The sequence below is a fragment of the Aquamicrobium defluvii genome (assembly GCF_004363725.1).
Lineage (GTDB): Bacteria > Pseudomonadota > Alphaproteobacteria > Rhizobiales > Rhizobiaceae > Mesorhizobium > Mesorhizobium defluvii.
The window spans coordinates 107,206-133,557 of the sequence record NZ_SNZF01000010.1; the positions used below are offsets into that span (position 1 = coordinate 107,206).

Consider the following 26,352-nt stretch of genomic DNA (forward strand, 5'->3'; position numbering starts at 1 on the left):
CATGCAGGACCAGCTTCTGACCAACCGCACCTTCGACCAGCTTCAGATCGGCGACAGCGCCTCCATAGTGCGTGTCGTTGGCCGCGACGACATCGAACTGTTCGCGACCGTCTCCGGCGATGTGAATCCGGTGCATCTCGACGCTGCCTTCGCCTCGACCGGTTTTTTCGGCCATATCGTCGCCCACGGCATGTGGACTGGCGCTCTGGTCTCCTCTGTCCTCGGCACCAGGCTGCCCGGTCCCGGCACGATCTATCTCGGGCAGGAATTGCATTTCCTCAAACCCGTTGTGCCCGGCGATACCATCACCGCCAGCGCAACCGTGAAGGAGAAACGGCCTGCCGAGCGCATCGTGCTGCTCGACACCATCTGTACCAACCAGAAGGGCGAGGAAGTGCTTTCCGGCATCGCAACTGTCGTGGCGCCGGACCGGACCATAAAATGGCCGGCCGCAAAGCTGCCCGACGTGTCGTTGCGGAGGCATGAACGATACGAGGCATTCGTGCGCGAGGCGAGAAACCTGCCTTCGATCCGTGCGGCGATCGTGCATCCCTGCTCGCCCGCTGCCGTTCTTGGTGCGGTGGAAGTGCGCGACGAAGGTCTGTTCGAGCCATTGCTGATCGGTCCGGAGGCGAAGATACGTGCGGCGGCGGAAGCCGCCGGAGCCGATCTTTCCGGCATCGCCATCGAGTCGGTCGAGCACAGCCATGCAGCGGCAGCGCGCGCGGTCGAACTGGCCGTGGCCGGCAAGGTTTCCGTTCTGGTCAAGGGCAGCCTGCATTCGGACGAACTGCTGGGGGCCGTGGTGGCGAAGGATTCCGGCCTGCGGACCGAGCGGCGCATCAGCCATGCCTATGGCATGGATATCCCCGCCTATTCCAAGCCGCTGATCATTACAGACGCCGCCATCAACATCCAGCCGAGCCTGGAGCAGAAACGCGATATCTGCCAGAACGCCATTGATCTCTTGCATATATTGGGCGTCGAGACACCGCGTGTCGCCGTTCTTGCCGCGGTGGAGACGGTGAACCCAAAAATGCAGGTGACGCTCGATGCCGCTGCCCTCACCGTGATGGCGGCACGCGGCCAGATCACCGGGGCGAAGGTGGACGGCCCCCTTGCCTTCGACAATGCCATCAGCATGGATGCGGCAAGGACCAAGGGCATCGTGTCCGATGTCGCCGGTCAGGCCGACATCCTGCTTACCCCCGATCTGGAATCGGGCAACATGCTGGCCAAGCAGCTCATTCATTTTGCCGGCGCGACGGCGGCCGGGCTGGTGCTTGGCGCCCGCGTTCCGATCGTGCTGACCAGCCGGTCCGACCCGCTCAGCGCCCGTATCGCGTCGGCGGCTCTGGCCAAGCTTGTCGCGGCCAGAAAATCTCTCGCGGGGAAGCTGCCGGCATGAGCCAGAAAATGCTTGTAACCTTCAATGCCGGCTCATCGACGGTGAAGATCGGCCTGTTCGCGCTCGATCAGGGAACGGCCCGGCGTATCGGCAAGGGCATGATCGATTTCCGCAAGGCCCCGCTTCGCTTCGAGCTGTCCGAAGGGCCCGACCGCTTCGACGTGGAGCTCAAGGCCCGGCCCGGCGGTGAACTGGACGAGGTTCTGGGCGAAGCCTTCGAACGGCTGTCATGGCATTACGACCTCGACGATGTCGCCGCCATCGGCCATCGCGTCGTGCATGGCGGCGATCTGTTCACCGGTCCTGTCGCGGTCGACGGGGAAAGCCTGGCGCGCATGGAGGAACTGGTGGCGCTCGCGCCCCTCCACCAGCCGCAGGCGCTGAAGCTAATCTACGCCATTGCCCGGTTGCGGCCCGGCATAAGGCAGACCGCTTCCTTCGACACCGCCTTCCATCGCACCAATGCCGAAATCGTACGGCGCTTCGCCCTGCCGCGCGAGTTGCACGATCAGGGCATCAGGCGCTACGGTTTCCATGGCCTGTCCTACAAGTTCATTGCCACAGAGCTGGCGCGGCGCGATGCGAAGGCGGCATCGGGCAAGGTGGTCGCCGCGCATCTCGGTTCGGGGGCCAGCCTGTGCGGGCTGGACAACGGCATCAGCCGCGACACCAGCATGGGCTTTTCCACGCTCGATGGCGTGCCGATGGCAACCCGCTGCGGCGCGCTCGACGCGGGCGTGCTTCTGCATCTCATGGGTGCCGGCGGAAGCACGCTGGATGACGTCGAGGACTTACTTTACAACCGTTCCGGCCTGCTTGGTCTGTCCGGTATCAGCGCCGACAGCCGCGTTCTGCTGGAGAGCGACAGGCCGCAGGCGCGCGAAGCGATCGAAGTCTTCACGTTCCGCATCGCCGGCGAGATCGCCCGGCTGGCCACCACGCTCGGCGGGCTCGATGCCATCGTCTTTACCGCCGGCGTGGGCGAGCATCAGCCCGCCGTGCGCGCCGATATCTGCAAACGGCTGGAATGGCTCGGCGTCGATATCGACCGGATTGCGAACGCGGCCAATGCAACTTCCATCGGCAGCGAGAGAAGCCGTGTTTCCGTCTTCGTCATCCCGACCGATGAGGAACAGGTGATCGCCGACGAGGCCCTGTCCATCGCCAATGGCGCCCGCCCCTGACGCTGGGGGGCGGCCGGCAATTTCGCGGCTGTCGGTTTGTCAGCCGCGCGGGGGCTGCATCTGCACAAAGCGCTTGCGGAACCAGTCGCGCAGCATCTCCTTCTCATAGGCGAACCGTTCGGACTCTGTCGCAAACTGCACGGTAACGTTGCTTCTAGCATGACGGTTCTTCCATTTCAGGGAGCACTTCATGGTTTCAGGCCGTCATTTTGACCGTTCGGTGATCCTGTTGTGCGTACGCCGGTATCTGGCTTACAATCCCAGCCTTCGGGATCTGGAAGAGATGATGGCCGAGCGAGGCATTGCCATCGACCATTCCACAATCCATCGCCGGGTTGTTCACCTCTCACCGCTATTGCTCGAAGGTTTCAACCGACGCAAGCGACCCGTCACCCGCAAATGGCATATCGATGAAACCTATGTAAAGGTTCGTGGCCGCTGGACCCATCTCTGTCGCGCCATCGACAGCCTGGGTGACACGGTCGAGTTCTTCTTCAGCGAAAGCCGTGATCTGCTGGCCGCCAAACGCTTTATCCGAAAAGCACTGAACCGTCATGGCCGACCAGATCGTGTTGTCATTGATGGCAGTCGGACGACCCGGGAAGCAATTATTGCCTGCGATGGCGAAAGCCGCCTGCGAAATCGATCACGGGAACGGCTGAAGCCGATCAGCATTCGGCAAAGCCAATATCTGAACAATCACATCGAACAGGATCATCGACGTATCAAGCGCCGGATCCGGCCCATGCTCGGCTTCAAATCGATGGCTTGCGCCGCGACGGTCCTGTCCGGCATCGAGATGGTTCACATGATGCGCAAACAACAGGCGAGATAGGCCTGCAACCCACGCCTGTCACTCGCCGAGCGGTTTGAAGTCCTCGCTGCGTAAAAACGAGCAGAAGCCGTTCCGCGTCTCAACTTCGAGTTTGCGACAGAACCCGAACGGTTCTATCCAGCGGTCGGTCGATGTGTCGGACATGGCCTGTATGGGGCTGGCAGGCGAGCAGCCTGCCCCTGCGCATCTGCGATCTGAAACTTTCTGACACAGATTTTCCTGTCGCGCCCAGCCCCGGCAGTGCCCGCCTCGCAGGTCCACCCCGGGGTGGATGGCGCAACCGGCGGGCCCGTGCATGATGGCCTGCGCAAATTCCGTGAAAGGCCCCTCCTGATGACGTTTCCCTCTCCTCTGGTTCTGGACGCGGCTGCCGTCGGCAGGCTCCTCCCGCAGGTGGATGCGCTTCGTACGATGCGGTCCCTGTTCTCGGAGTTCCTCGCAAGACCGGACTGACCTGAAAAGGATAACATTTTCTCGCCCTGCCCTTTCAAATCTTCCGCACATGCCAGCTCGGACACGGTTGGCGCAGGCGGCTCTGCCCTTGTTGGCAGCCGCCCCCCGCCCGGATTCGCATGCCGGATTTACATGCCGGATTTACATGGAGGAATACGGAACGAAGGTGCTCCTCGTCTCATCGATGCGCAACGCCTGGGTGACTGGCGGAAAGACGCGTTGCGGACATGAAGGCCGCTCGCAGATCTTGCACCCTGCCCCGATCGGCGTCCGGGCCTCGGCGTCATCCAGCCGCAAGCCCTTGGAATAGACCAGCGACGGTGCGTGCCGGAGATCGCAGCCGAGCCCGATGGCGAATGTCTTGTCCGGGGTGCCGTAGCCTCCGACCGTATGGTCGACAGTGTGCGCCACCCACAGGTAGGTGCGCCCGTCGGCATTTCGGCAAGCTGGGTGAGGATGCGTCCCGGCCGGGTGAATGCCTCGTAGACGTTCCACAAGGGGTATGTGCCCCCTGCCCTCGAGAAATGGAAATCGCTAGCCGACTGGCGCTTGGATATGTTGCCGGCCCGGTCCACGCGGATGAAGAAGAAGGGTACGCCGCGCGCACCCGGCCGCTACAGCGTGCTCAGCCTGTGGCACACCGTCTCGAAGCCGACGCCGAACTTCTGGGCGAGCAGGTCGATGTCTTAGCGCAGTTCCTTTGCCGATTGCAGGAAGGCCGCCTTCCTGTGCGCTTGGCGTCATGCTGGGTGCGATGTGGTCATGGCAAAGACCGACGGCATCGAATTCCACCGTCCGGTCAGGCTGGGCGAGATCATCAAGGTCATCAAGACCGTGGCGCACCAGCTTTCCGTGGAGGCCGGATCGACGAAGATGTTCGACATTGCCGAGCGCATCGAATTCATCATGGCCGACGCCAAGGCGATGTTCCCGAACCTCGACTGGTTCAGCGCCGTCTCCTATCACATGATGGGCGTGCCGACGGCCATGTTCACACCGCTGTTCGTCATCTCGCGCACCAGCGGCTGGGGTGGCACATATCATCGATCAGCGCATCGACAACAAGATCATCCGGCCTTCCGCCAATTATACGGGGCCGGAAAATCTGGAATTCGTGCCGATCGCACGCCGTGGCCGGCTGGTCGAAAACTCTAAGGCAGCCTGAGAAAAAGCATGCCCTATCTCCTGTCTCCAGACCTTCCCCGGACATCTGCCGGCGGGCGCTTCCGGGCGCTGGTCGAGCGCGGTGGCATCGCAAGGCTTCCCGGAGCCCATAACGGCATGGCCGCCCTGCAGGCCAGAGCTGCCTGCTTCGAGGGGCTCTACCTGTCGGGCGCGGCCATGACCGCCTCGATGGGCATTCCCGATCTCGGCATCATCACCGTGGACGAGGTGGCCTTCTTAATCCGCCAGATCGCCCGTGCGTCCGGCCTGCCGCTGCTGGTCGACGGCGATACGGGCTATGGCGAGGCGCTCAACGTCATGCATATGGTGCGCACTTTCGAACAGGCGGGGGCAGGGGCCGTGCATGTGGAAGACCAGCTCCTGCCCAAGAAGTTCGGCCACCTCAACGACAAGAAGCTGGCCGCTCCAAACGATATGGCGGCCAAGGTGGCTGCTGCGGCAAAAGCCCGACGCCATCTCTACATCATTGCCAGAACGGACGCGGCGGCGGGCGAGGGCATCGACGGTGCCGTCGCGCGGGCAAAGCTCTACATGGAGGCCGGTGCGGATGCGATCTTCCCCGAGGCGTTGAACACGGCCGAGATGTTTCGCGAATTCGCGGCGCGCATGCCGGGTGTTCCCCTGCTCGCCAACATGACCGAATTTGGCCTAACGCCCTTCTTCACCGCCGACGAGTTCGAGGTGATAGGCTACAAGATGGTGATCTGGCCGGAATCGTCCTGCGCGTCGCCAACAAGGCGCAGGAGAAGCTGTATGCGACGCTGAAGCGTGACGGCGCTCGACCGAGGCGATGGTGCCTGAAATGCAGACGCGCGCCGAACTCTACGACACGATCGATCTGGCGGCATATGAGGCGCTGGACGCCTCGATCGTCGCCACCGTGGTGCCGGAGCAGGCCACCTGAGTGCTGCGGCCAGTTCATGATCGGCATCGGGGCACGAGCCCGGCTTCATGCCCCGATGCCGACGCCCGGACGTAAGGGCCGTCCCGTGACAAGATGCGTCCCAACCGCCGTGAAATGCAGGAAAGCTGCGGGAAGACGGTTGTGCAGCACGTTCTCATGGCAAGGCGCGTCTGCACTATAACAACGCCCCACACCATTCCTGCACGGCGTCAGCCGATGGCTGTTTGCAGTCAGCACCGGCTGCCTGATTCTCTCCCGCCTGTTCGACGATCGGCAGCGGAAGCAACGATTACCGCTGCATCCCCGACAGAACTATCCTGTGCAAAGCCCCATCCGGGCTCGGCCATCTGCGAATGGCGCGACATCGGCAATGGCGCTTGTCCGCTGACAAAACCCACCATTACATGTTGAATATCAAGAGGTTGATTCGGAGGCCGCGAATCGGCTTCCCGCCTTGCAACGTTCCTGGGCCTTTCGTTGACTGACGTAAAATTCCTTGCCGCAAGGTCCGAATCGGGCATAATCACGGTTGTTTGGAAAAACATCTCCAAAAATCGTTATTAGGAAATGCAGCCCGAATGAACGTGAGTTCGCCCAGACCCACCAGAGAGCCGTTGCATTTCGAGAAGCACATTCTCGAGCAGGGCGACCAGATTTCGCAGAAGCTGCATTTGCTCAGCCTGCAGCGGTTCCCGCCGCTTGCCAAGAAGGATCTCCGGTCCTTCAGCCTGGCGGAGGTCGCAACCTATCTTGGCGTCTCGCAGAGCCACCTGAAGAAGCTGCACCTTGAAGGGAAGGGGCCCGTACCGGAAACCTCGTCTTCCGGGCGACGCTCCTACACGGCGCAGCAGATGCTGGAGCTGCGGCAGTATCTGGATCAGTACGGGCGTTCGGAAGCGCGCATGTATGTGCCGCACCGGCGCCCCGGCGAAAAGCTGCAGGTGGTCGCTGTCGTCAACTTCAAGGGCGGCTCGGGCAAGACCACAACCGCGGCGCATCTCGCGCAATATCTGGCTCTGACCGGGCATCGTGTGCTTGCGATAGACCTCGATCCGCAGGCTTCGCTCTCGTCACTGCATGGGTTCCAGCCGGAACTGGACCGGATCAAGTCGCTTTACGACGCGATCCGCTATGACGACGAGAAGGTGGCGCTTTCGGACATCATCCATTCCACGAATTTTCCCGGCCTCGACATCGTGCCGGCCAATCTCGAGTTGCAGGAGTTCGAGTACGACACGCCGCTGGCGATGGCAGATCGCAGCTCCAATGCCGGCAAGGCCTTCTTCACGCGGATCGCGGCATCGCTCGAGGAGGTGGAGGACCGCTACGATGTGGTCATTGTGGATTGCCCGCCGCAACTCGGATATCTGACGATCGCAGCGCTGACCGCGGCGACCTCGGTGCTCATCACCATCCACCCCCAGATGCTCGACGTGATGTCGATGGGCCAGTTCCTTCTCATGCTCGGCAACATACTGGAACCGATCCGCAGCGCCGGGGCGGAGGTCAATCTGGAATGGTATCGCTATCTGATCACCCGGTATGAGCCGATGGACCAGCCACAGGCACAGATGGTCGCCTTCCTGCAAACCCTGTTCGGCGAGTTCATTCTGAAAAACCACATGCTGAAATCGACGGCTGTCTCGGATGCCGGAATCACCAAGCAAACCCTTTATGAAGTGGAAAAGAACACGATGACGCGCTCGACCTACGAGCGTGCCATGGAATCGCTGGATGCGGTGAACGGGGAGATCGCCGAGCTTATACACAAGGCGTGGGGTCGATGATCTTGCCAGCCGACAAAATCACGGTTTCACCTTTTCCCTTCAGTGGATTAGGCAAGAAAGGGAGCTGTTAGATGGCGCGGAAGAATCTGCTGGCTGGCCTTGTAGAAGCCGGCGAGGCCGAACAGGGCGCAGCCAGCGCCCCGGCCTATCCCATGCGCGGTGCTTCCAAATCGATGATCCGCTCGGTCAGCGAGCTGGCGCGGCAGGCCGATGCCTATCTGGAGGGCGAGCAAGTCGTCGACCTCGATCCCGAGCTGATCGATGGCTCATTCGTCAGCGACCGGCTCGCCGACGATGACGTGCACCATCGCGAACTGCTGGAAGCGATCCGGCAGAACGGCCAGAATTCACCGATATTGGTGCGTCCGCATCCGGAACGGGACGGCCGCTATATGATCGTTTTCGGCCATCGCCGTGTCCGCGTTGCGAAAGAGCTTGGCAGGAAGGTCAGAGCGGTCGTCAAGGCGATCGACGACAAGGCGCATGTCATCGCGCAAGGGCAGGAGAACTCGGCCCGGGCAAATCTGAGCTTCATCGAAAAGGCGGCTTTTGCCAAGCGGCTGGAGGATCTGGGCTACGGCCGCGACGTCATCTGCTCGGCACTGGCATCGAACGAGGCTGCCGTTTCGAAGATGATTTCTGCCATTACACGCATTCCCGAGGCGATCGTGCAGGCCATTGGCCCGGCTCCATCCGTTGGACGCGAGCGCTGGGTGGAATTGTCTCTCGTTGCACCGCGGCGGCCGGATACAGCGGCTGAAGTGATTGCAAGCGACGGGTTTGCGGAACTGGACAGCAACGCGCGCTTCGAGACGATTTTCAAAGCGTTGACTGTAGCGGGCAAGCCGGTGCGCAAGACTGCCGCGAAGTCGGCGTCCGCAGCATGGCAGCCTCGCGACAAGACCGTCAGCGTCAGTCTCAGGCAGTCGGGCAAGACAGCGACGCTCGCTCTGGGGTCGTCGGATGGTCCCCGGTTCGCGAAATGGATTTCGAGGAATCTGGACAGCCTCTATGAGGCGTTCAGGACGTCGGAGAAGACTGAACAGGAGAACTGAAGCAGCAAAAGAAAAAGGCCCCCGAACGTCTCCGTTGCGGAAGCCCTTCTCGTATCTGGACAATCCGAGAATCGCATTTCCGCGAATCACTGTCAAGAGTCAGAGGCGTCGTTTTGGCGGGCAGGTTTCTTTTGCCTGATTGAAGGTGGAAGGAAATGCAGACGCATATTGCAACGACGCCCTTCGGGCGGCGGCCGATGTCGCTTGCCATGCTGGCAGTGCAGAAGGAAGCGGACGAAATTCCCGAAGGCAAGACCGTCGACAAGTGGCAGGTCTACAGGGATCTGTGTGAGGCGAAGTCTCTTGTCGGTGTGGGGGATCGTGCCCTGGCGATCCTGGCGGCATTGCTGTCATTCTACCCCGACGACCATCTTTCGGAGGACAATGGCCTGGTTGTGTTTCCCTCGAACCGTCAGCTTGCACTGCGTGCTCACGGCATGTCGGAAGTGACGCTTCGCCGGCATCTCGCGGCGCTGGTAGAGAGCGGGATCATCATCCGCCGCGACAGCCCCAACGGCAAGCGATATGCGCGCAAGGGGAGGGGAGGGGACGTGGAGGAAGCCTTCGGCTTTTCTCTAGCTCCGCTGCTGGTGCGTGCGGAGGAGTTTGCGGATGCGGCCGAATCTGTCCGGACCGACAACCGTGCGCTCAAACTGACGCGTGAGCGGATCACGCTGTATCGCCGTGATATAGCCAAGCTGATCGAGACCGGAGTTGATGAAGGCGCGCCAGGAGACTGGAATGGCCTTTGGCTGCGATTCCGCGAGGTTGTAAACGCTCTTCCTCGCAGGGCGACGGTTACCGAGCTTGAGCGGTTTGCTACAGATCTGGCCAGAATCCGGCAGGACATCGATAAGTTGTTGGAAACCCATATGAATGTTCATGATATGAACGGCAAAGCCTATCGAAATGAACGGCATTATTCTAATTCAAACACAAACGATCATTATGAATCTGAACCTGCTCATGAAAAAAACAGGGGCGAGGGCACATCGGAACTTAACATGACCGTTACGCCAGTCACCTATCCGCTGGGGCTGGTTTTGAGAGCATGCCCTGATATCGCGGATTATGCGGTCGACGGAATCGGCAACTGGCGGGAATTCATGGCCGTCGCTGCCCAGGTGCGCGGGTATCTCGGCATCTCCCCCTCAGCCTACGCTGAGGGGCTTGAAACCCTTGGGCAGGAAAGCACGGCTATTGTAATTGCCTGCATTCTCCAAAGGGCGCAGGATATCAATTCGGCTGGTGGATATCTGCGGGCTCTGACGGAAAAGGCGCGAGCTGGCGAGTTTTCTGTCGGGCCGATGCTCATGGCGACGTTGAAAACGAATTCTTTCCCTTCCAGGCTCGCTGGATAGTTCGGCTGTCGACCGACGAAATTCCGATGGCTGTAGAAATCCATGTTCTTTTCCCGGGAGAAGAACATGTGGGGTGTGGTCGGGGCGCGGAAGGGGAGGACGTGTGACGACAGAACAGGAAAGCCGAACTTCGGATTCCGCCGCTGTTTCTATAGCGGCGGACGGTGCAATTGTTGAAGGAATTCAGAGGCCGGCGGCTTTTGTAAGATTGATGCGAAAACGATCTCGACGTCGCTGATATTTGCGTGTCATTTCCGCGGAAGCGTGACCGAGCTGCTTTTGGACGTGACGTTCTTCGACATCGGCTGAAGAGGCAAGGCCAGCACGCAGAGAATGGCCGGCAAACAGATTGGCGCGCCGTCCCTCCGGGAGATCGCCGCGCACGCCGGCGGCCAGCGCGGCCCGTTTGACCAGTCTGGCGACTTCCTGGTCGTTAAGGCGGCCGGAACCGACCTTCCTGCCCTGACCGGTGACGCGGCGGAAAAGGGGGCCATGGGCGATCCGGGCGAGGCTGAGCCAGGTTTGCAGTGCCATGACCGGACAGGTCGCGTCGGACGAGCCACGGCCGATCTCGACCTCGCGCCACCCGGTCTTGCCCCGCAAGGTAACCAGCATCCCGCCATCCAGCACCTCGATCCAGCCAAGCCCGTCCTCGGTCTGATCGCGGGCGCAATCGAGGCCGACGATCTCGGAGCGTCTGAGAGCGCCCGCGAAGCCGATGAGCAGCATTGCCCGGTCGCGCAGACCCCGTAAGGTGCCGCGATCCAGAGTTTCTAGCATGGCGATCAGGTCGTCCGGCAGGAGCGCCTCTTTCTGGCGTGGGGGCGCTGCGTGACGGTTCCGGATTCCGGCCATGACGGTCGCTATGTGACGATCCTTGCGGTCCAGCGACAGGCCGCGTTGTGCATAGTTCCAGGCCAGCGCCGAAAGACGTCGCTCGATCGTGGAGACTGCATGTGGCTTCGCGCTGGCGGCTCGCGGAGCGGGGCGGCCGGGAACATCGTCTGCGGTGCCGGCGGCGAGCGCGGTGACGTAAAGGCCGACCACCTGCGGATCCGGGGGCAGGGGGGCCACGCTCTGGCGGCGGCACCAGCTTGTGAAATGCGCCCAGTCGGCAGCATAGGCACGGCGCGTGTTTGGCGAGGAAGCAGCTTCGACATAGGTGCGCGCGCGGGCAGCGAGGTCTTCGAGATGCTGCGGCAGGGCAGATGCCGTATCCGGTTGCGCCGGCAGACCGGATAAAGGCCCGGTTTGCGGTTCGCCATCTTCTTCAAATTCGCGTTTGCGACCACTCGCATCAGTATGTGTGGCGCGGTTATGATCCTGGTCGGCCGATCTATGTCGATCCTCATGCCTGAAGGCACCCATCTCGCGGACCAGATCGACGATGTCGGGCAAATCTTTGTCCTGCATGTTTCATCAAGCTCCTTCAGAGCCTTTATGTCTGAGCCGCGCGCTGTGAGCAATCCTGCGGCATTGGCCGAGGAAGTCTGCTCCGGAGAGCACATCAATCGGCTGTCGGGTGTCTGTCAGTCCCATTTCCCTCCCTGCCTCAGGCGCAATTGCCCAAAAAAACTGTCCTGCGATCGGGCAGACGGCTGAGCGCCGCCGTTCGTCTGCTTTTGAGCGGCGTTGCGCCGCTTCTGGCGAGTGAATCAGCTTATGACCGATAAGGCAACATTATCGGACTTTATTGGTTTCTGACGAAGCATGCGGATTAGCGCTAATTTTATAGCATTAAGCGCACCTGGGGTTTATCCTCCAGGTCGATGAAACCGGCCGAATCGATCTCCATTGCCAACCTTGCGCCGCCGACCGTTCCCGGCTGGGCGGTCCCGCGCGGCCCCGTCACGAGCGCTGTCGAGGCCGCCTAACCGCGCTCGCGAATCTCGCGGGTCAGGCGAATGGCCGTGAGATCGGGATAGGCAGCGACACGTCCACGCAGATAATCGACAAAGGGCGCGATCTTGTTGGGCCGCCCCACCTAGCGCGGACCATAGACGGGCAGGCAGTTCCAGCCCGCGTTCGATGTATTTGCGGACCGTCTTGGGATCGCGGCCCGTTCGACGGGCGATCGCGGTCACCGACAGGCCCTGACGGTGTAGATCCAATATCATCAGAAGTTCTCCAAGTTGGACCACCAGCGCCGCTCCCGTCCCGCAAAGATCGGAACGGACTATCGACACCGGGGCGAAAGCCGCCAGTTCCGGGACGCGTCCCGGAACTGGCGGCAATAGCGCCAACAAGGGAATTTTCGTTGCCCACAATTAGGGAATATTCATCGCCCGATGACAGCACCCAGATGCAGCGCCTGCTTTACCGCCGCATGCAGATCAGCCGGATCGAAGCTTTCCAGCAGACGCAGCACCTGAACATAGGCGCGCCGGCCCTGCTTGCCCATCCGCGCTTCCATAAGGCGGCGCATTGTCGGGAACGCCTCCGGCAGTTCCCAGCCCTGCAAGGGTGCCGCCTGGTCGAGCGCATTGATCTTCTGCTCGATCAGCGGAAGGTAATGCAGCGGATCGAAGACAACCTCCTCGCGCTCATAACTGCGCGGATGGCGGGCGATGATCTCCCCGCCGCGGCCGATCACCACCTCGTCGACGTAGCCACGGATCCAAACGTCCTGGTGGCCGAAGGCGACCGGAACGGAGTAGTCGTTGGTCCTGTAGCGCACCAGCGCCTGCGAGGAGACCCGACCGCTGGCCTGGTCGCAAGCCTCGAAGGGCGAGGCCGGCAGCGGGCGCATCGCCGCCACATCGCGCACCAAGCGTTCGCCGATCGTCTCGCTCTCGCCGCGCAGCCGATCGCGCTGGCGCTTGCGGCATTGATCCTCGAGCCACAGGTTGAACGCGTCCCACGTCGCAAAGCGCGGGATCGGCACCATGAAGTTGCGCCGGGCATAGCCGACCAGTCCTTCGACGCTGCCCTTGTCGTTGCCCTTGCCGGGACGACCGTAACGGTCCCGGATCAGGTAATGGGACAGGAAGCCGCTGAACAGCGCAGCCCGCATGCGTGTGCCGTCGGGCAGGATCTTCGCCACCAGGCAGTGGTCATTGTCGTAGACGATCGACTGCGGCACGGCGCCGAAGAAGGCGAACGCATGGATATGGCCGTCCACCCACGCTTCGGCCACCGCCGCAGGATAGGCGCGCACATAGCAGGCGTCGCTGTGCGGCAGATCGAGCACGAAGAAGTGCGCCTTCTGCTCCACGCCACCAATGACCACCATAGCCTCACCAAAGTCGGCCTGTGCGTGCCCGGCCGGGTGCGCCAGCGGCACAAACATCTCCTGGCCGCGCCGCGCCCGATCGCGCATGTAGTCCTTGATGATCGTGTAGCCGCCGGTAAACCCGTGCTCGTCCCGCAGCCGGTCGAACACCCGTTTGGCCGTATGACGCTGCTTGCGCGGGACCCCGCGGTCCCCCTCAAGCCACCGATCGATGATCGGAATGAATGCGTCCAGCTTCGGACGCCGAACCGGGGCCTGCCGCCGATAGCCCGGAGGAACCGAATACGCCATCATCTTGCGAACCGTGTCGCGTGAGATGCCGAAATGCCTGGATGCCTCGCGCTGGCTCATGCCCCCGTCGCACGCCACGCGAACCTTCAGATATAAGTCCACGGTATAGATCCCTCGTCCCTCCCTGCCCTGAGCAGAAAAGGGAAAAAGTGGCCGGATTTTACTCCGCCCGCAGCAGGACTATCCCGCCGCTACCGTGGTCGACTTTCGCACCGCCGTTCTCACCAGCGCCGGTCCCGACCGGGGCGCGGCCGCCCGCGCGCGCATCTTCCATGCGGCGATAGCGGTGGCGCTGCAAAAAGGGTTTGGAAAGGTGACGTTGAGCCTGGTCGCCAGCGAGGCGGGCCTCAGCAAGGGCGGCCTGCTCCACCACTTCGCCACCAAGAACGCGCTGATCCGGGGGATGCTGGAGTTTTATGAGGACCGGACGGCCCCAAACGCCCGGCTCGACGACGCAAACCAGTGCGCTTGCGATCCGCTGGCCGTGGCGGTGCTCATCGCCGCGTTCGAGCGCCCCACGGTGCTGGAAGAAGTCCGTATGCAGCCCGATGCGGAACGTCCCGATCTGAAGGACCGCCAGGAATCGCCGCGCCATTCGCGGCTCGCCGGGACCCTGATCGCAAAGGTCAATCTTGCGGCGGCAAGGTGAGCGATGTGGTGGTGAGCCGGCCGGTCATGGGCGAGAAGCCGGCATGATCCGGCCGGGCCGGCGGCTGACGGGCCCAGCGCCCGGCAGCGCTTATCGCGGAGGAAGCCTCATGAGGCTGCGCCCGGGGGGTTCACCCGTTCCGCATCAGGCCTGCCCGCGCCCGGCCCCGTTGTCCGGCGCCTGAATGAGTTCGAGAACCAGACCTTCGTGGTTGCGGAGATAGGCGATGCGGGAACCTTTATTGGGGCCGGCGTCGATGACGACCACTGCGCCCATCGGTTCCACCCCGTGGCCCGCCGCCTTGTCCAGAGCCGCATCGATGTCATCGACGCTGAAGCCGAGATGCAGCGAGCCGAGATCGCAGGCGCGCGGAAGGAAGGTCTTCACCCCGTCCGGGGCGCGATAGGAAAGCAGTTCCACCGTTGCGCCGCTTCCGCTGCGCATATAGGCGATCTCGACCTCGACGCCCGGCACGCCGATGACGCGCGAGATGATGGCGGGGTCGCGGGGCGCGCGCGAGATGACGGTGAAGCCGAAGACATCCTCGAACAGGTGAATGGCGGCGTCGAGATCACCTACGGTGACGCCGGTATGGTTGAATGTGACAGTCATGCAGTGTCCTCCCGGTAGTTTTCAGTGGGCGAGATAGCCGCCGTCGACGGGCAGCACATGGCCGGTGACCATGGACGACGCCGGCGAGACGAGATAGAGCGCCGCGGCGGCGGCGTCGAGCGTCGTGGCGAAGCGCCCGAGCGGCATCGCCGGCAGAAGTTTTTCGGCGACGCCGGGACTTTCCAGGAAGGCGCGGTTAAAATCGGTCTTGATCCAGGCCGGCGCGATGGCGTTGACCCTGACGCCATCGCGGCCCCATTCCATCGCCAGTGCGCGTGTCAGGTTCACCATGCCGCCCTTGGAGGCGTGGTAGGAGGCGATCGGATAGAACCCGCCGCCGGACAGCGCCATGATCGAGGCCACGTTGACGATGGCTCCTCCGCCGGCGCGGATCATGAGCGGCTGCGAGAGCCGGCAGCATTCGAAGGTCGCATCCAGATTGACGGCCATGGCTTGCCGCCAGACCTCGGGGGTAAGCTCCGCCGCCGGCCTGCGCTGAACGACCGCCGCGTTGTTGACAAGGATGTCGAGGCGGGAAAAACGCGCCTCGACGGCGTCGAAGCAGGCGCTCAGCGCGCTCATGTCGGAAATGTCGAGCGCATGCGGCACGACATTCGCGCCCTGGCCGGACAGGTCCGCGCAGGCGTCCGCCAAGGCGTCTTCGTCGCGGTCGATCAGCACCAGACGAGCGCCGGCGGAGGCTAGCAGGCGGGCTGTTTCCAGGCCGATGCCGCGCGCCGCGCCGGTGATCAGCGCCACCTTTCCGGACAGGTCGAAGAGGCTGTCGATCATGCCGGCCTCACGCCATCAGGAGCAGCGGCGTTTCGATCAGCCGCTTCAGTTCGCGCAGCACCTTCGCGCCGACCGCGCCGTCGATGGCCCGATGGTCGACCGAAAGCGTCAGCCGCAGGCGTTTGACCTCCACCGGCGCGCCATCGCGCAGCGCCAGTTCGGTTTCCACCGCGCCGACCGCCAGGTTCATGGACTGCGGCGGGTTGATGATTGCGGCGAAGGAGCTGACGCCGAACATGCCCAGATTGGAGATTCCGGCGAGACCGCCGGTGTAGTCTTCAGGCATGAGTTGCCCGGCGCGCGCCTTTTCGATGGCGTCGCGCGCGCCGATGGCGATGGCGCCCGGCGAGAGCCTTGCCGCATCGCGCAGGATGGGGGTGATCAGGCCATCGTCCAGCGCAACGGCGACGCCGATGTCCACCGAAGCGTGATGGATCATACCTTCGTCGCTATAGGTGACCATGGCGGCGGGAACGCGCGAGATGGCCAGCGCCCATGCCTTCACCAGCAGGTCATTCACGGTGAAGCGCACCTCGCTGCCCGATTCTGCCTGCGCGGCGTTCAGATCGGCCCGCAGCGCCAGCAGTGCGTCGACCCGGCAGCCGGCTTCCAGATAGAAGTGCGGCACGGTCTGTTTGGCCTCGACCAGGCGGCGGGCGATGGTCCGGCGCATGGCTCCGTGCGGTTCGAGCCTTGCCCCGGGCGGCACGATGGCCGGCGTCGGGGCGATTGCTGCGAGGGGGGCGGGGGGCCGGCTCGCGGCGGCGGCCGTCTGGGTGGCGGCGCGTTCGGCGGCCTCGCGGATATCCTGGGCAATGATGCGCCCGCGCGGACCCGTGCCGACAAGACCGTCCACCCCGACGTCGAGTTCACGGGCGAGGCGGCGCGCCAGCGGCGAGATGCGCATCGGGGGCTCGTCTTCGACGGCGGCCGAAGCCGTGTCCGCCGCTGCGGCCGCCGGCTCGCTCACCGGTTCCGCAGCCGGCGCGAGCGCGGCCTCGCCGTCGCCCAGAACGCCGATCACGGTTTCCACCGCAACGTCCGCAGTGTCGGCTGCGACGACGATCTTTTCGAGGACGCCATCTTCGGGGGCCTCGATATCCATGGCCGCCTTGTCGGTTTCCAGTTCTGCCAGAAGATCGCCCTTGCGCACCTTGTCGCCGACGGCGACGTGCCAGCGCACCAGCTTTCCGGCCACCATCGTGGGAGAGATCGCCGGCATGACAATGTCGATGGCCATGCTCAGTCCTCCCTGCCGGCGGGGAGGGTGCGGCTGCACATGCGCCGCACGGCATCGGCGATTGAGGCCGCGGTCGGCATGACCTCGCGTTCCAGCCGGTCGTTATAGGGCATGGGCACTTCGAGGGCCCCGAGCCGTTCCACCGGGGCGTCGAGCCAGTCGAAGGCTTCCTCGGTGATCTGGGCGGCGATCTCCCCGCCCAGGCCGCCGGTGCGCCATGCCTCATGAACGACGAGGCAGCGGCTTGTTTTCTTCACCGAACGCACGAAGCAGGCCATGTCGAGCGGGCGCAGGCTGCGCGGGTCGATCACCTCCACGCTGACGCCTTCGCGCGCGAGCGTTTCAGCAGCAGACAGGGCGCGCTCGACCATGGCGAGGGTCGCGATGACGGTAATGTCGTGGCCCTCGCGCTTGATGTCGGCCTTGCCGATCTCGATCTCGTAGGGCTGTTCGGGAACCGGCGCCGCGCCGCCGAGATAAAGCAGCTTGTGCTCCAGGAAGATGACCGGGTTGTCGTCACGGATCGCCGCCATCAGCAGACCCTTGGCGTCATAGGGGGTCGAGGGGGCAAGCACGGTGAGGCCGGGAATATGGGCGAACCACGCCTCCAGCGACTGCGAGTGCTGGGCCGCAAGACGGATGCCGCCGCCTTGCGGTCCACGAAACACCACCGGCACGTTGGCCTTGCCGCCCAGCATGAAACGCAGCTTGGCGGCTTGGTTGACGATCGGGTCCATCATGAAGGTGACGAAGTCGAATATCTGGATCTCGGCGATCGGCCGCCGGCCGGACAGGGCCGCGCCTACCGCAGCGCCGGAAATGACGCCTTCGGAGATCGGCGTGTTGATGATGCGGTCGCCGCCGAAGCGCTCGTGCAGGCCGCGTGTGACGCCGAAGGTGCCGCCGACAGGGCCGACATCCTCGCCCATCAGGAACACGGTTTCGTCTTCCTCGATCGACTGGAAGATCGCCTCGCGAACCGCTTCCGTATAGGTGATGGCGCGGCTGCCGGCCGGGGGCGGGGCCGCAGGGGTGCGACGCGGAGCAAGGATCTTGTCGAACATCGACTGCGCGTCCGGCTCGGGCGAGGCTTCCGCGAAGCGGACCGCGTCCTCGATCACCTCGCCGACCTCCGCCGCCAGCGCGTCATAATCCGCTTCGGCGATGTCCCATTCCTCGATCAGCCGGCGGCGCATGCGCAGCAGCGGATCTTCCGTCAGCCATTGCCGCACCTCTTCGTCGGTGCGATAGCCGAGCAGATTGCCGCGCACCGAATGGTCGCCGTGGCGATAGGTCATGGCCTCGATGAGGGTGGGGCCTTCGCCGGCGCGGGCGCGGGCGATCGCTTCCGACACGGCGGCATAGACGGCGACAGGATCGTTGCCGTCTATGCGTTCGCCGGGAATGCCGTAGCTCTGCGCACGGGCGGCGACCGATCCGCCCGCCGTGGCGTGGTCGAAGGGCGTCGACATGCCGTAAAGGTTGTTTTCGCACATGAACACGATGGGCAGCTTCCACAGCGCCGACATGTTCAGCGCTTCATGGAAGATGCCTTCGTTGGACCCGCCATCGCCGAAGAAGGCGATGCCGGCATCGTCCGAGCCGCGCTGCCTGGCGGCCAGCGCAGCGCCCACGCCAAGACCCATGCTGGCGCCGACGATGCCGTTCGCACCCAGAATGTTGAGTTGGACATCGGCCACGTGCATCGAGCCGCCGAGGCCGCCGCAGATGCCGCCGACCCGGCCGCACAGCTCGGCCATCATGCCGCGCAGGTCGGCGCCCTTGGCGATGCAGTGGCCATGGCCGCGATGATGGGTGGTGATGAAGTCGTCCTTGCGCAGGGAAAAGCAGGCGCCTGCGGCGATGGCTTCCTGGCCGGCCGAGGAGTGGGCCGTGCCCTTCACCACGCCGGCCTTGAACAACTCCTCGGTGCGCGTTTCGAAACGACGGATGAGCAGCATGGTGCGGGCCAGAGCAAGGATGTCCTCGCGCGCCAATGGCGGCACGTTCCGCGCCAGCCTTTCGGCGGTGCGCGATGCGCTCTGGGTATAGAAACTGGTGCCGTCCTGCTCGGTCGGCGTGTCCTTCTTGGCCACTGGATAGATCCTCCGGAATACGATCCCCAACGCCGGCGAAAGGCGTGGGCGTGAGCGGAGGCAACCATGTTTGACGCGTCAGGACAAAATCAAAGGAGATATGCCTGAAATAACTTCTTGTTATGTCTGTGCGCACACGATGATTTTTAAGTATCTGTGCGGCGGCGCGGGCGAAACTCAGGCCGGCGGCAGTTCCGCCGTCAGCCAGGTGCGCGCCGTCACCAGCCTTTGCGTGTGCTCGGCCACCAGCGTCTTGAAGACGCGCATGGCGGCGGTCTTCGGGCGGTCGCGGGAGGTGGCGATCACCCATGGCCAGCTCATGCCGGCGATGGGGGCGATGGAGATGTCGCCGCGCAGATAGGCCTGATGGGTGGCGCTGTAGGGCAGGATGCTGTGCAGCCCGCCGCGCGAGACGAGATCCATGATGATGGTGTTGGTCTCGACGATCACCGGGGGCGTCGCAGCGGCTGGCCGAGGTTGCAGGATTTCGTCGACCACGCGGCGCAGGCCGTTGGGGTTGGGCGTCAGGACAAGGTCGAGCTTGCCCAGCAGCGATGCCGGCACCGGCCGCTCGATGGAGAGGCCGGCATTGGGCGGCGACAGAAGCACCAGCGCTTCTGTGCACAAGGCCTGGCGATCAAGCCCGCGCGAGGCGCCATGATCGGAATAGAAGGCGAGATCAACGCGCTGGGTGACCAGTTCCTCGCGCACGTTCACCGAGGTGCCCTCGCGAATCTCCAGCGTCACATGTGGATAGAGGCGGTGGAACTCGGCCACCACATCGGCCATCAGCAGGCCGCGCAGCGAATAGGCGGACGATATGCGCAGCGAGCCGGTCGGGATGGTTTCGGCGGCGATGATGTCTTCCTTGATGAGGTCGACGTTCTGCATCAGCGTGCGCACATGGTCGGCCAGCCTCTGTCCGGCCGGCGTCAGGGCGACGCCGCGCGGCCGCCGTTCCAGCAGGCGCGTCCCGAGTTCGTCTTCGAGAAGCTGGAGCTGGCGGCTGAGCGCCGGCTGGGAAACGTTGGCGTGCTCGGCCGCGTGCGTTATGTTGAGCGTGTTGACCACATGCATGAAGTATTCGAGTTGACGGATCTTCATCTGTGCGCCGCTTCCGAATGGCCCTTCCACTGTATAGGGCGGTTTCCTGGCACAGCCGGGCAGGGGAATCCGGAGTTTCCGCAGGCGCCATTCCGAAATGCTTTTCGGTTATGTCTTGCATGCGTAATATGTATTTTACATATAACGGGCCGGAACTTAGCGTCAATCTCGTATAGGCTCATCAGCACGGTTCGAGGCGGCAACCGTGCGTTCATCGCGATCGTCGTGAGATGCATCCGACCCCGGGAGGCAGGGTCGGAGATGGCTTGTTCCGGCCGGCCCAGAGGGCCGCGCCTAGCATTCAACCGGGAGGAAATTTATGAAATCCGTTTCCAGATTCGTTCTTGCCCTGATGGCGGGCACCATGATGGGCTCTGCTGCCTATGCGCAGGAAGCGCCGATCCGTATCGCGCTGATGACCGACCTTGCCGGCCCGACCGCCGATTATGGCGGGCAGGGCGGCATGGAGGCCATCAAGATGGCCGTAGAGGATATTGGCGGCTCGATCAACGGCCGTCCTGTCGAGATCGCCTTCATCGATCACCAGAACAAGCCCGATATCGCCGTCACCAAGGCTCGCGAAGCCTATGACAACGGCACCGACATGATCATCAACCTGTCGAACTCGGCCGCCGCGCTGGGCGTCATGGAGATCGCCAAGGCCAAGAACAAGGTGGTCATCGTCACCGGCGCGGGGTCGAGCAAGATCACCGGCGACGCCTGCTCGCCGAACACGGTCCACTTCGCCTTCAACGCCTATTCGCTGTCCAACGCGCCGGTCGAGGCGCTCACCAGGGCGGGCGACGACGACTGGTTCCTGATCGTGTCCGATTTCGCCTATGGCCTGTCGGTCGAAGGGGCCGTCACCGGCGCGGTCGATCAGGCCGGCGGCAAGGTCGTGGGAACGGTCAAGCATCCGGCCTTCATGGCGACGGACTTTTCTTCCTACGCGCTCCAGGCGATCTCGTCCGGCGCCAAGGTGATCGGCCTGTCCAATTCGTCCTCGGACACCACGAACTCGATCCGCGCGCTCAAGGAATTTGGTCTTGGCGACGACCAGAAGATGGTCGCCTTCACGCTGTTGATCAACGAAATTCATGGCCTCGGCATCGACCAGGCCTCGGGCCTCGTCTACGCGACCGCCTTCTACTGGGACCGCACCGAGGCCACCCGCGAGTGGTCCAAGCGCTTCTACGAGCGCGTCGGCAAGATGCCGAACATGGTCAATGCCGGCGACTACTCCGGCACCCTGCATTATCTGCGCGCCGTCGAGGCGGCGGGCACTTCGGACGCCGACAAGGTGCTGGAAAAGATGCACGAAATGCCGGTCAACGACATGTTCGCGGAAAACGGCCGCGTGCGCGAGGACGGCATGATGGTGCATGACATGTATCTGGTGCAGGTCAAGACGCCCGAAGAGTCCAAATATCCCTGGGACTATCTCAACGTGCTTGAGACGATCCCGGCGGAAAAGGCCTTCGTGCCGCTCGAACAGAGCGAGTGTCCCCTGGTCGCGAAGGACTGATAGCCGACATGACCCACGTCCTTGAAACTGCCGGGCTCTGCAAGGAGTTCGGCGGGTTCCGGGCGGTGTCGGATGTCTCGCTGAAGGTCCGGGAGGGCGATATTCACGCCCTCATCGGACCGAACGGCGCGGGCAAGACCACCGTCTTCAACCTGCTGACCAAGTTCCTGCAACCGACCTCTGGAACGATCGTCCTGGAGGGCCGCGACATCACTGGCGAGAAGCCGGCGGCGCTGGCGCGGCAGGGCATGGTCCGCTCGTTCCAGATTTCGGCGACCTTTCCGGACCTGACGGTTCTGGAAAACGTCCGGGTCGCGCTGCAGCGCCGCTCGGCTCCCACCTACGCCTTCTGGCTGCCGGGCCGGGTGCTCGACCGGCTCAACGCGCGGGCGATGGAATTGCTCGAACTGGTTGACATGCAGGATTTCGCGCAGACGCGGGCCGCCGATCTGTCCTATGGGCGCAAGCGTTCCGTCGAGATCGCGACGACTTTGGCGATGGAGCCGCGGGTCATGCTGCTCGACGAGCCGACCCAGGGCATGGGGCATGAAGACGTGGAGCGGGTGACCCGGCTGATCAAGCGGGTTTCGGCCGGCCGCACCATCCTGATGGTCGAGCACAACATGAAGGTGGTCTCCGGCATCTGCGATCGCATCTCGGTGCTCCAGCGGGGCTCCATCCTGGCTGAAGGCAGCTATGCCGAGGTCTCGGCCGATCCGCGCGTGCTCGAAGCGTATATGGGCTCCGACGACGCTGACGGCGACATCGGCGCGGGAGGCGAACCATGAGCGAAACTGTCCTGTCGCTGAAGAACGTCAATGGCTGGTACGGCGAGTCGCATGTGCTGCACGGTGTCGATCTCGATGTCTCGCGCGGCGAGGTCGTCAGCCTGATCGGCCGTAACGGAGCCGGCCGCACCACCATCCTGCGCGCCATCATGGGGCTGCTTGAGCGCCGGGAAGGACGCATCGAGCTCAAGGGACGCGATGTCAGCTCGGCCGCGCCGCATCGGCTGGCGCGGGCGGGCCTCGGCTACTGTCCTGAAGAACGCGGCATCTTCTCGACCCTGACCTGCGAGGAAAACCTGCTGCTCCCCCCGGTCACCCGGGCCGGCAGCGGCATGATTGTTCCCCTGTCGGAAATCTACGAGATGTTTCCGAACCTCGCCGAGCGGGCGCGCAGTCCCGGCACGCGGCTGTCGGGCGGCGAACAGCAGATGCTGGCGATCGCCCGCATCCTGCGCACCGGCGCCGACATCCTGCTGCTCGATGAGATCTCCGAGGGTCTCGCGCCGGTGATCGTGCAGACATTGGCGCGCGTCATCCGCGAACTGAAGTCGCGCGGCTTCACCATCGTGATGGTCGAGCAGAATTTTCGCTTCGCCGCGCCGCTGGCGGACCGCTTCTTCATCATCGAGCACGGCCGCGTCATCGATGTCGTGCAGCAGTCGGATCTCGCCCAGCGTATGGACGAGATCCGCAGGTTTCTGGGGGTGTAAGCCATGACCGAGATTTTTGGCGTTCCCGCCCAGGTCCTCTACGGCCAGCTTCTGCTCGGTCTCGTCAACGGCAGTTTCTATGCGCTTCTGTCGCTGGGCCTGTCGGTCATCTTCGGCCTGCTCAACATCGTCAACTTCGCTCATGGCACCATGTACATGGTCGGCGCCTTTCTCGCCTATGTGCTGCTCAGTCCGCTCGGCCTGAACTACTGGTGGGCGCTGGCCCTGGTTCCGGTGCTTGCCGCCGGCATCGGCATCTTCATAGAGCGCACCGTTCTCAAGCGCATCTACGGCCTCGACAATATTTACGGCCTGCTGGTGACCTTCGCGCTCACCATGATCATCGAAGGCGTCGTGCGCGTCTATTTCGGCGTTTCGGGGCTGCGCTATCCTGTCCCGCAGGCGCTCACCGGCATGCTCGATCTCGGCTTCATGCGGTTGCCCATCTACCGCGTCTGGGTCATCGTGGCCGCGCTGGGCCTGTGCCTGCTCACCTGGGCGATCATCGAGCGCACCAGGCTCGGCGCGACGCTGCGGGCCGGCACCGAAAATCCCAAGCTTGTGCAGGCTTTTGGCGTCAACGTGCCGATGCTGGTCACGCTCGTGTTCGGCTGGGGCGTCGGCCTCGCCGCGTTCGCCGGCGTTCTTGCAGCCCCCCTGATGCAACTGACGCCGCAGATCGGCCACTCGATCATCATCACCGTCTTCGGCGTGGTGGTCATCGGCGGCATGGGCTCCATCCTCGGTTCGATCCTGACGGGCCTGGCGCTCGGCCTCCTCGAGGGCGTGGCCAAAGTCTACTATCCCGAGGCGTCCTCGACCGTGATTTTCGTCGTGATGATCCTGGTCCTGCTGGTGCGCCCGCACGGCCTGTTCGGCAAGCAATAGGAGGTTGTCATGAATTCGCGTACGCTCCTGACACTTGCCGGCATCGCCGCGCTGGCGCTGGCCCCGGCCTTCGTCTACCCCATGCTGATGGTGAAGCTGCTGTGCTTCGCCATCTTCGCCTCGGCCTTCAACCTGATGCTCGGCTATACGGGGCTGCTGTCATTCGGCCATGCCATGTTCTTTGGAACGGCCGGCTATATTCTGGGCCTTGGCATGAAGCATCTCGGCTGGTCGCCGGAGATCGGGCTGATCGCCGGCATGGCGGGCGCGGGCTTGCTGGGCTTCATCGCCGGGGCCATCGCCATCCGCCGCGAAGGCATCTATTTCGCCATGATCACGCTGGCCATCTCGCAGCTGATCTACTTCCTTGCGATGCAGACGGACTGGACCGGACGCGACGACGGGCTGCACGGCATTCCGCGCGGGCGCCTGTTCGGCCTGATCGATCTGGAAAACGACCTTGCTCTCTACGGGCTGGTCGCCGTGTGCTTCGTGCTGGCGCTGGCCGCGATCCACCGCATCGTCACCTCGCCCTTCGGGCAGGTGCTGACCGCGATCCGCGAGAACGAGCCGCGTGCCCTTTCGCTTGGCTACGACGTGGCGCGCTACAAGGTGCTGGCGTTCACGCTGTCGGCGGCGCTTTCGGGGCTCGCCGGCGGGTTGAAGGCGCTGGCGCTCAGCTATGAGTCCCTGAACGACCTGCACTGGTCGCTGAGCGGCGAGGTGGTGATGATGTGCATCCTCGGGGGGCTGGGAACGCTGTCAGGCCCCGTCGCCGGCGCGTTCTTCGTCATCCTTTTGCAGAACTTCCTGGCCGACAAGGTGGGCGAGTGGCTCTCCGTCATCATCGGACTGGTGTTCCTGTTTTGCATTCTGGCCATGCGCAAGGGCTTTGTGGGGGAACTGTCCCAGCGGCTGGCGGGGCTGCGCGGGAAGGCGAGGGCTGCGTCATGAAGGGGCGCTCGGCAATCGTCACCGGCGCGGGCAGGGGCCTCGGCGAGGTCATCGCCCTGCGTCTGCTCGAACGCGGCGCCCGCGTCGCCATATGGGACCGTGACGCCGCTGCGGCCCGCGATACGGCGGACCGGCTGTCGGATATCGGCCCCACGCATGCCTGCGGCGTCGATGTGACAAGCGAAGAGGACGTCGCCACGGCGCTCGCCTCGACCCGCCAGTCGCTGGGCGAAGTGTCGATCCTGGTTTGCAACGCCGGCATCCCGGGGCCGAACAAGCCGGTCTGGGACGTCACCCCGGCCGAATGGGAGAGGGTGATGGCGGTGAACGTGACCGGCGCGCTGCTGTGCTGTCAGGCCGTGATCCCGGAAATGAAGGCGCGCGGCTACGGCCGTATCGTCAACATCGCCTCCGTGGCCGGGAAGGAGCCGGGACCGCAGATCGCCGCCTATGCGGCAAGCAAGGCGGCGCTGATATCGCTCACTAAGACGATCGGACGCGAGTTGGCGACCTCAGGCGTGACCGCAAACTGCATTGCGCCGGGGGCCATCCGCACGCGGATTTTCGACGACTGGCCCGAACCCTATGTGCAGGAATTGCTGAACAAAATCCCGATGAACCGCTTCGGCACACCCGAGGAACTGGCCGATCTTGTCGCCTTCGTTGCTTCAAGGCAGGCTTCTTTCTCGACAGGCGCGGTGTTCGACATGTCTGGCGGCCGATCAGACTACTGACCTTTCCGGCCATCGCCATGCAAGGCGCAACGGGCCGGTGCGGAAGGGGGTGAACGTGCCGCCTTCCCATCGCAACGCGGCCCTTGCTCCGGCCCGCACCCGGCGCGGGGTTCCTGTCCCGTACAGCCATCACGGTCAATGCGGCGACGAGTGCGGTGATCTCCAGCCGACGTGGCTGGTTGCGACGAGATCACGCCCCGGCACGCGCATGATCCGCCGCGCCTTTTCGAAACCCGCCTCGACGAGCAGCTCGTCGCGCCTTGCGGAGGGCATGCGATGCCAGATAGCCGGCGGCGAGATCGAGCGCCGGCTCATAGCCGGCAACCAGACGCAGGATGCGCTGGTCATAGTCTGTCGCCACCTGATCGGGGAAGACGGTCATGAGCGGGCCAATGCGGGAAGGCCGGGCAACAGGCCCGTTTCGAGCGTTGAAAAGCCGAGATCGCCCCCAACGCCCGGCAACGCCACCAGCAGAAAAGACTGCGCGGCGGCATTGGCTGCGAGCGCCGAGCAAGGGCCGCGCGGCGAAGCGGAAAGTGGTGTCCGGTTGCACGATATCTCGGTC

General features: G+C 63.7%; 21 protein-coding genes and 5 pseudogenes. 15 read left to right on the forward strand and 11 right to left on the reverse strand.

The window, feature by feature from the left end; translation table 11 throughout:
* Position 1 precedes the first annotated feature (1 nt).
* Together DES43_RS09660 and DES43_RS09665 are read left to right on the forward strand one after the other, a co-directional pair.
* A complete protein-coding gene (locus DES43_RS09660) occupies positions 2–1,408 on the forward strand; it encodes a bifunctional enoyl-CoA hydratase/phosphate acetyltransferase (protein WP_035027801.1) in 1,407 nt (468 codons plus the stop codon).
* A complete protein-coding gene (locus tag DES43_RS09665; RefSeq protein WP_035027753.1) occupies positions 1,405–2,592 on the forward strand; it encodes an acetate/propionate family kinase in 1,188 nt (395 codons plus the stop codon). Before DES43_RS09660 ends, DES43_RS09665 begins: the two co-directional genes overlap by 4 nt.
* A gap of 39 nt (positions 2,593–2,631) precedes the next feature.
* On the opposite strand, the gene DES43_RS22890 is transcribed toward DES43_RS09665, so the two are convergent.
* Entirely contained in the window at positions 2,632–2,733 is a 102-nt protein-coding gene (locus tag DES43_RS22890; protein WP_166647725.1) for a DUF3016 domain-containing protein, read from the reverse strand.
* A gap of 49 nt (positions 2,734–2,782) precedes the next feature.
* On the opposite strand from DES43_RS22890, the gene DES43_RS09670 reads away from it, so the two are divergent.
* Complete coding sequence (locus DES43_RS09670) at positions 2,783–3,427, forward strand: IS6 family transposase (RefSeq protein ID WP_133675047.1); 645 nt, start codon at positions 2,783–2,785, stop codon at positions 3,425–3,427.
* A gap of 594 nt (positions 3,428–4,021) precedes the next feature.
* Here DES43_RS09670 and DES43_RS23335 read toward each other — a convergent pair.
* Positions 4,022–4,455 (reverse strand): annotated as a pseudogene (locus DES43_RS23335) (DUF2083 domain-containing protein).
* 244 nt (positions 4,456–4,699) lie between these two features.
* Between DES43_RS23335 and DES43_RS09680 the strand changes: the two are divergent.
* From DES43_RS09680 to repC, 5 genes and pseudogenes are all read left to right on the forward strand, one after another.
* Positions 4,700–5,045, forward strand: a pseudogene (locus tag DES43_RS09680) (citrate/2-methylcitrate synthase); the annotation flags it as partial.
* Positions 5,046–5,053: 8 nt separating this feature from the next.
* Positions 5,054–5,969, forward strand: a pseudogene (gene prpB, locus DES43_RS09685) (methylisocitrate lyase).
* Between the two features lie 578 nt (positions 5,970–6,547).
* Positions 6,548–7,756 carry a plasmid partitioning protein RepA gene (gene repA / locus DES43_RS09690; protein ID WP_035032079.1) on the forward strand — a complete coding sequence of 403 codons (1,209 nt, stop codon included), beginning with the start codon at positions 6,548–6,550 and terminating at the stop codon, positions 7,754–7,756.
* Positions 7,757–7,827: 71 nt separating this feature from the next.
* Positions 7,828–8,811, forward strand: a complete 984-nt coding sequence (gene repB, locus DES43_RS09695) for a plasmid partitioning protein RepB (RefSeq protein WP_133675049.1) — start codon at positions 7,828–7,830, stop codon at positions 8,809–8,811.
* Between the two features lie 155 nt (positions 8,812–8,966).
* Positions 8,967–10,172: a plasmid replication protein RepC gene (repC, locus tag DES43_RS09700; RefSeq protein ID WP_035032073.1), complete on the forward strand. Its 1,206-nt coding sequence runs from the start codon at positions 8,967–8,969 to the stop codon at positions 10,170–10,172.
* Positions 10,173–10,355: 183 nt separating this feature from the next.
* Here the strand turns inward: repC and DES43_RS09705 are convergent, their stop codons facing one another.
* The 3 genes and pseudogenes from DES43_RS09705 to istA all read right to left on the reverse strand — a co-directional run.
* Positions 10,356–11,585 (reverse strand): site-specific integrase, encoded by a 1,230-nt coding sequence (locus DES43_RS09705; protein ID WP_035032070.1) that lies wholly within the window; start codon positions 11,583–11,585, stop codon positions 10,356–10,358.
* A 460-nt stretch (positions 11,586–12,045) separates the two neighbouring features.
* Positions 12,046–12,313: pseudogene (locus tag DES43_RS09710) on the reverse strand (helix-turn-helix domain-containing protein); the annotation flags it as partial.
* Between the two features lie 149 nt (positions 12,314–12,462).
* Positions 12,463–13,797 (reverse strand): annotated as a pseudogene (gene istA, locus DES43_RS09715) (IS21 family transposase); the annotation flags it as partial.
* A gap of 94 nt (positions 13,798–13,891) precedes the next feature.
* Between istA and DES43_RS09720 the strand changes: the two are divergent.
* Positions 13,892–14,344, forward strand: a complete 453-nt coding sequence (locus DES43_RS09720) for a TetR/AcrR family transcriptional regulator (RefSeq protein ID WP_035032067.1) — start codon at positions 13,892–13,894, stop codon at positions 14,342–14,344.
* A gap of 144 nt (positions 14,345–14,488) precedes the next feature.
* Here DES43_RS09720 and DES43_RS09725 read toward each other — a convergent pair whose 3' ends face one another.
* The 5 genes from DES43_RS09725 to DES43_RS09745 all read right to left on the reverse strand — a co-directional run bounded on the left by DES43_RS09725 (position 14,489) and on the right by DES43_RS09745 (position 20,188).
* The gene (locus tag DES43_RS09725) at positions 14,489–14,956 is read right to left on the reverse strand and encodes a VOC family protein (RefSeq protein ID WP_035032064.1); all 468 of its coding nucleotides are present in this window, start codon (positions 14,954–14,956) and stop codon (positions 14,489–14,491) included.
* Between the two features lie 21 nt (positions 14,957–14,977).
* Complete coding sequence (locus tag DES43_RS09730) at positions 14,978–15,748, reverse strand: SDR family NAD(P)-dependent oxidoreductase (RefSeq protein ID WP_035032061.1); 771 nt, start codon at positions 15,746–15,748, stop codon at positions 14,978–14,980.
* 7 nt (positions 15,749–15,755) lie between these two features.
* Positions 15,756–16,988 (reverse strand): dihydrolipoamide acetyltransferase family protein, encoded by a 1,233-nt coding sequence (locus tag DES43_RS09735; protein WP_035032059.1) that lies wholly within the window; start codon positions 16,986–16,988, stop codon positions 15,756–15,758.
* A 2-nt stretch (positions 16,989–16,990) separates the two neighbouring features.
* Positions 16,991–19,084, reverse strand: coding sequence for an alpha-ketoacid dehydrogenase subunit alpha/beta (locus tag DES43_RS09740; protein WP_245264789.1), 2,094 nt, complete (start codon positions 19,082–19,084; stop codon positions 16,991–16,993).
* A gap of 177 nt (positions 19,085–19,261) precedes the next feature.
* Positions 19,262–20,188 (reverse strand): LysR family transcriptional regulator, encoded by a 927-nt coding sequence (locus DES43_RS09745; protein WP_035032055.1) that lies wholly within the window; start codon positions 20,186–20,188, stop codon positions 19,262–19,264.
* Positions 20,189–20,507: 319 nt separating this feature from the next.
* On the opposite strand from DES43_RS09745, the gene DES43_RS09750 reads away from it, so the two are divergent.
* The 6 genes from DES43_RS09750 to DES43_RS09775 are packed head-to-tail and all read left to right on the forward strand — an operon-like array spanning position 20,508 to position 25,787.
* Positions 20,508–21,713, forward strand: a complete 1,206-nt coding sequence (locus DES43_RS09750) for an ABC transporter substrate-binding protein (protein ID WP_035032053.1) — start codon at positions 20,508–20,510, stop codon at positions 21,711–21,713.
* A gap of 8 nt (positions 21,714–21,721) precedes the next feature.
* Entirely contained in the window at positions 21,722–22,501 is a 780-nt protein-coding gene (locus DES43_RS09755) for an ABC transporter ATP-binding protein (RefSeq protein ID WP_035032107.1), read from the forward strand.
* Positions 22,498–23,211 carry an ABC transporter ATP-binding protein gene (locus DES43_RS09760; RefSeq protein WP_035032051.1) on the forward strand — a complete coding sequence of 238 codons (714 nt, stop codon included), beginning with the start codon at positions 22,498–22,500 and terminating at the stop codon, positions 23,209–23,211. The genes DES43_RS09755 and DES43_RS09760 overlap by 4 nt, the downstream gene beginning before the upstream one ends.
* Positions 23,212–23,214: 3 nt before the next feature.
* Positions 23,215–24,099 carry a branched-chain amino acid ABC transporter permease gene (locus tag DES43_RS09765; RefSeq protein ID WP_035032049.1) on the forward strand — a complete coding sequence of 295 codons (885 nt, stop codon included), beginning with the start codon at positions 23,215–23,217 and terminating at the stop codon, positions 24,097–24,099.
* A gap of 9 nt (positions 24,100–24,108) precedes the next feature.
* Positions 24,109–25,053 (forward strand): branched-chain amino acid ABC transporter permease, encoded by a 945-nt coding sequence (locus DES43_RS09770; RefSeq protein ID WP_035032037.1) that lies wholly within the window; start codon positions 24,109–24,111, stop codon positions 25,051–25,053.
* Complete coding sequence (locus DES43_RS09775) at positions 25,050–25,787, forward strand: SDR family NAD(P)-dependent oxidoreductase (protein ID WP_035032022.1); 738 nt, start codon at positions 25,050–25,052, stop codon at positions 25,785–25,787. Before DES43_RS09770 ends, DES43_RS09775 begins: the two co-directional genes overlap by 4 nt.
* A 190-nt stretch (positions 25,788–25,977) precedes the next feature.
* Here the strand turns inward: DES43_RS09775 and DES43_RS09780 are convergent, their stop codons facing one another.
* A complete protein-coding gene (locus tag DES43_RS09780) occupies positions 25,978–26,169 on the reverse strand; it encodes a hypothetical protein (RefSeq protein WP_035032019.1) in 192 nt (63 codons plus the stop codon).
* Between the last annotated feature and the right edge of the window lie 183 nt (positions 26,170–26,352).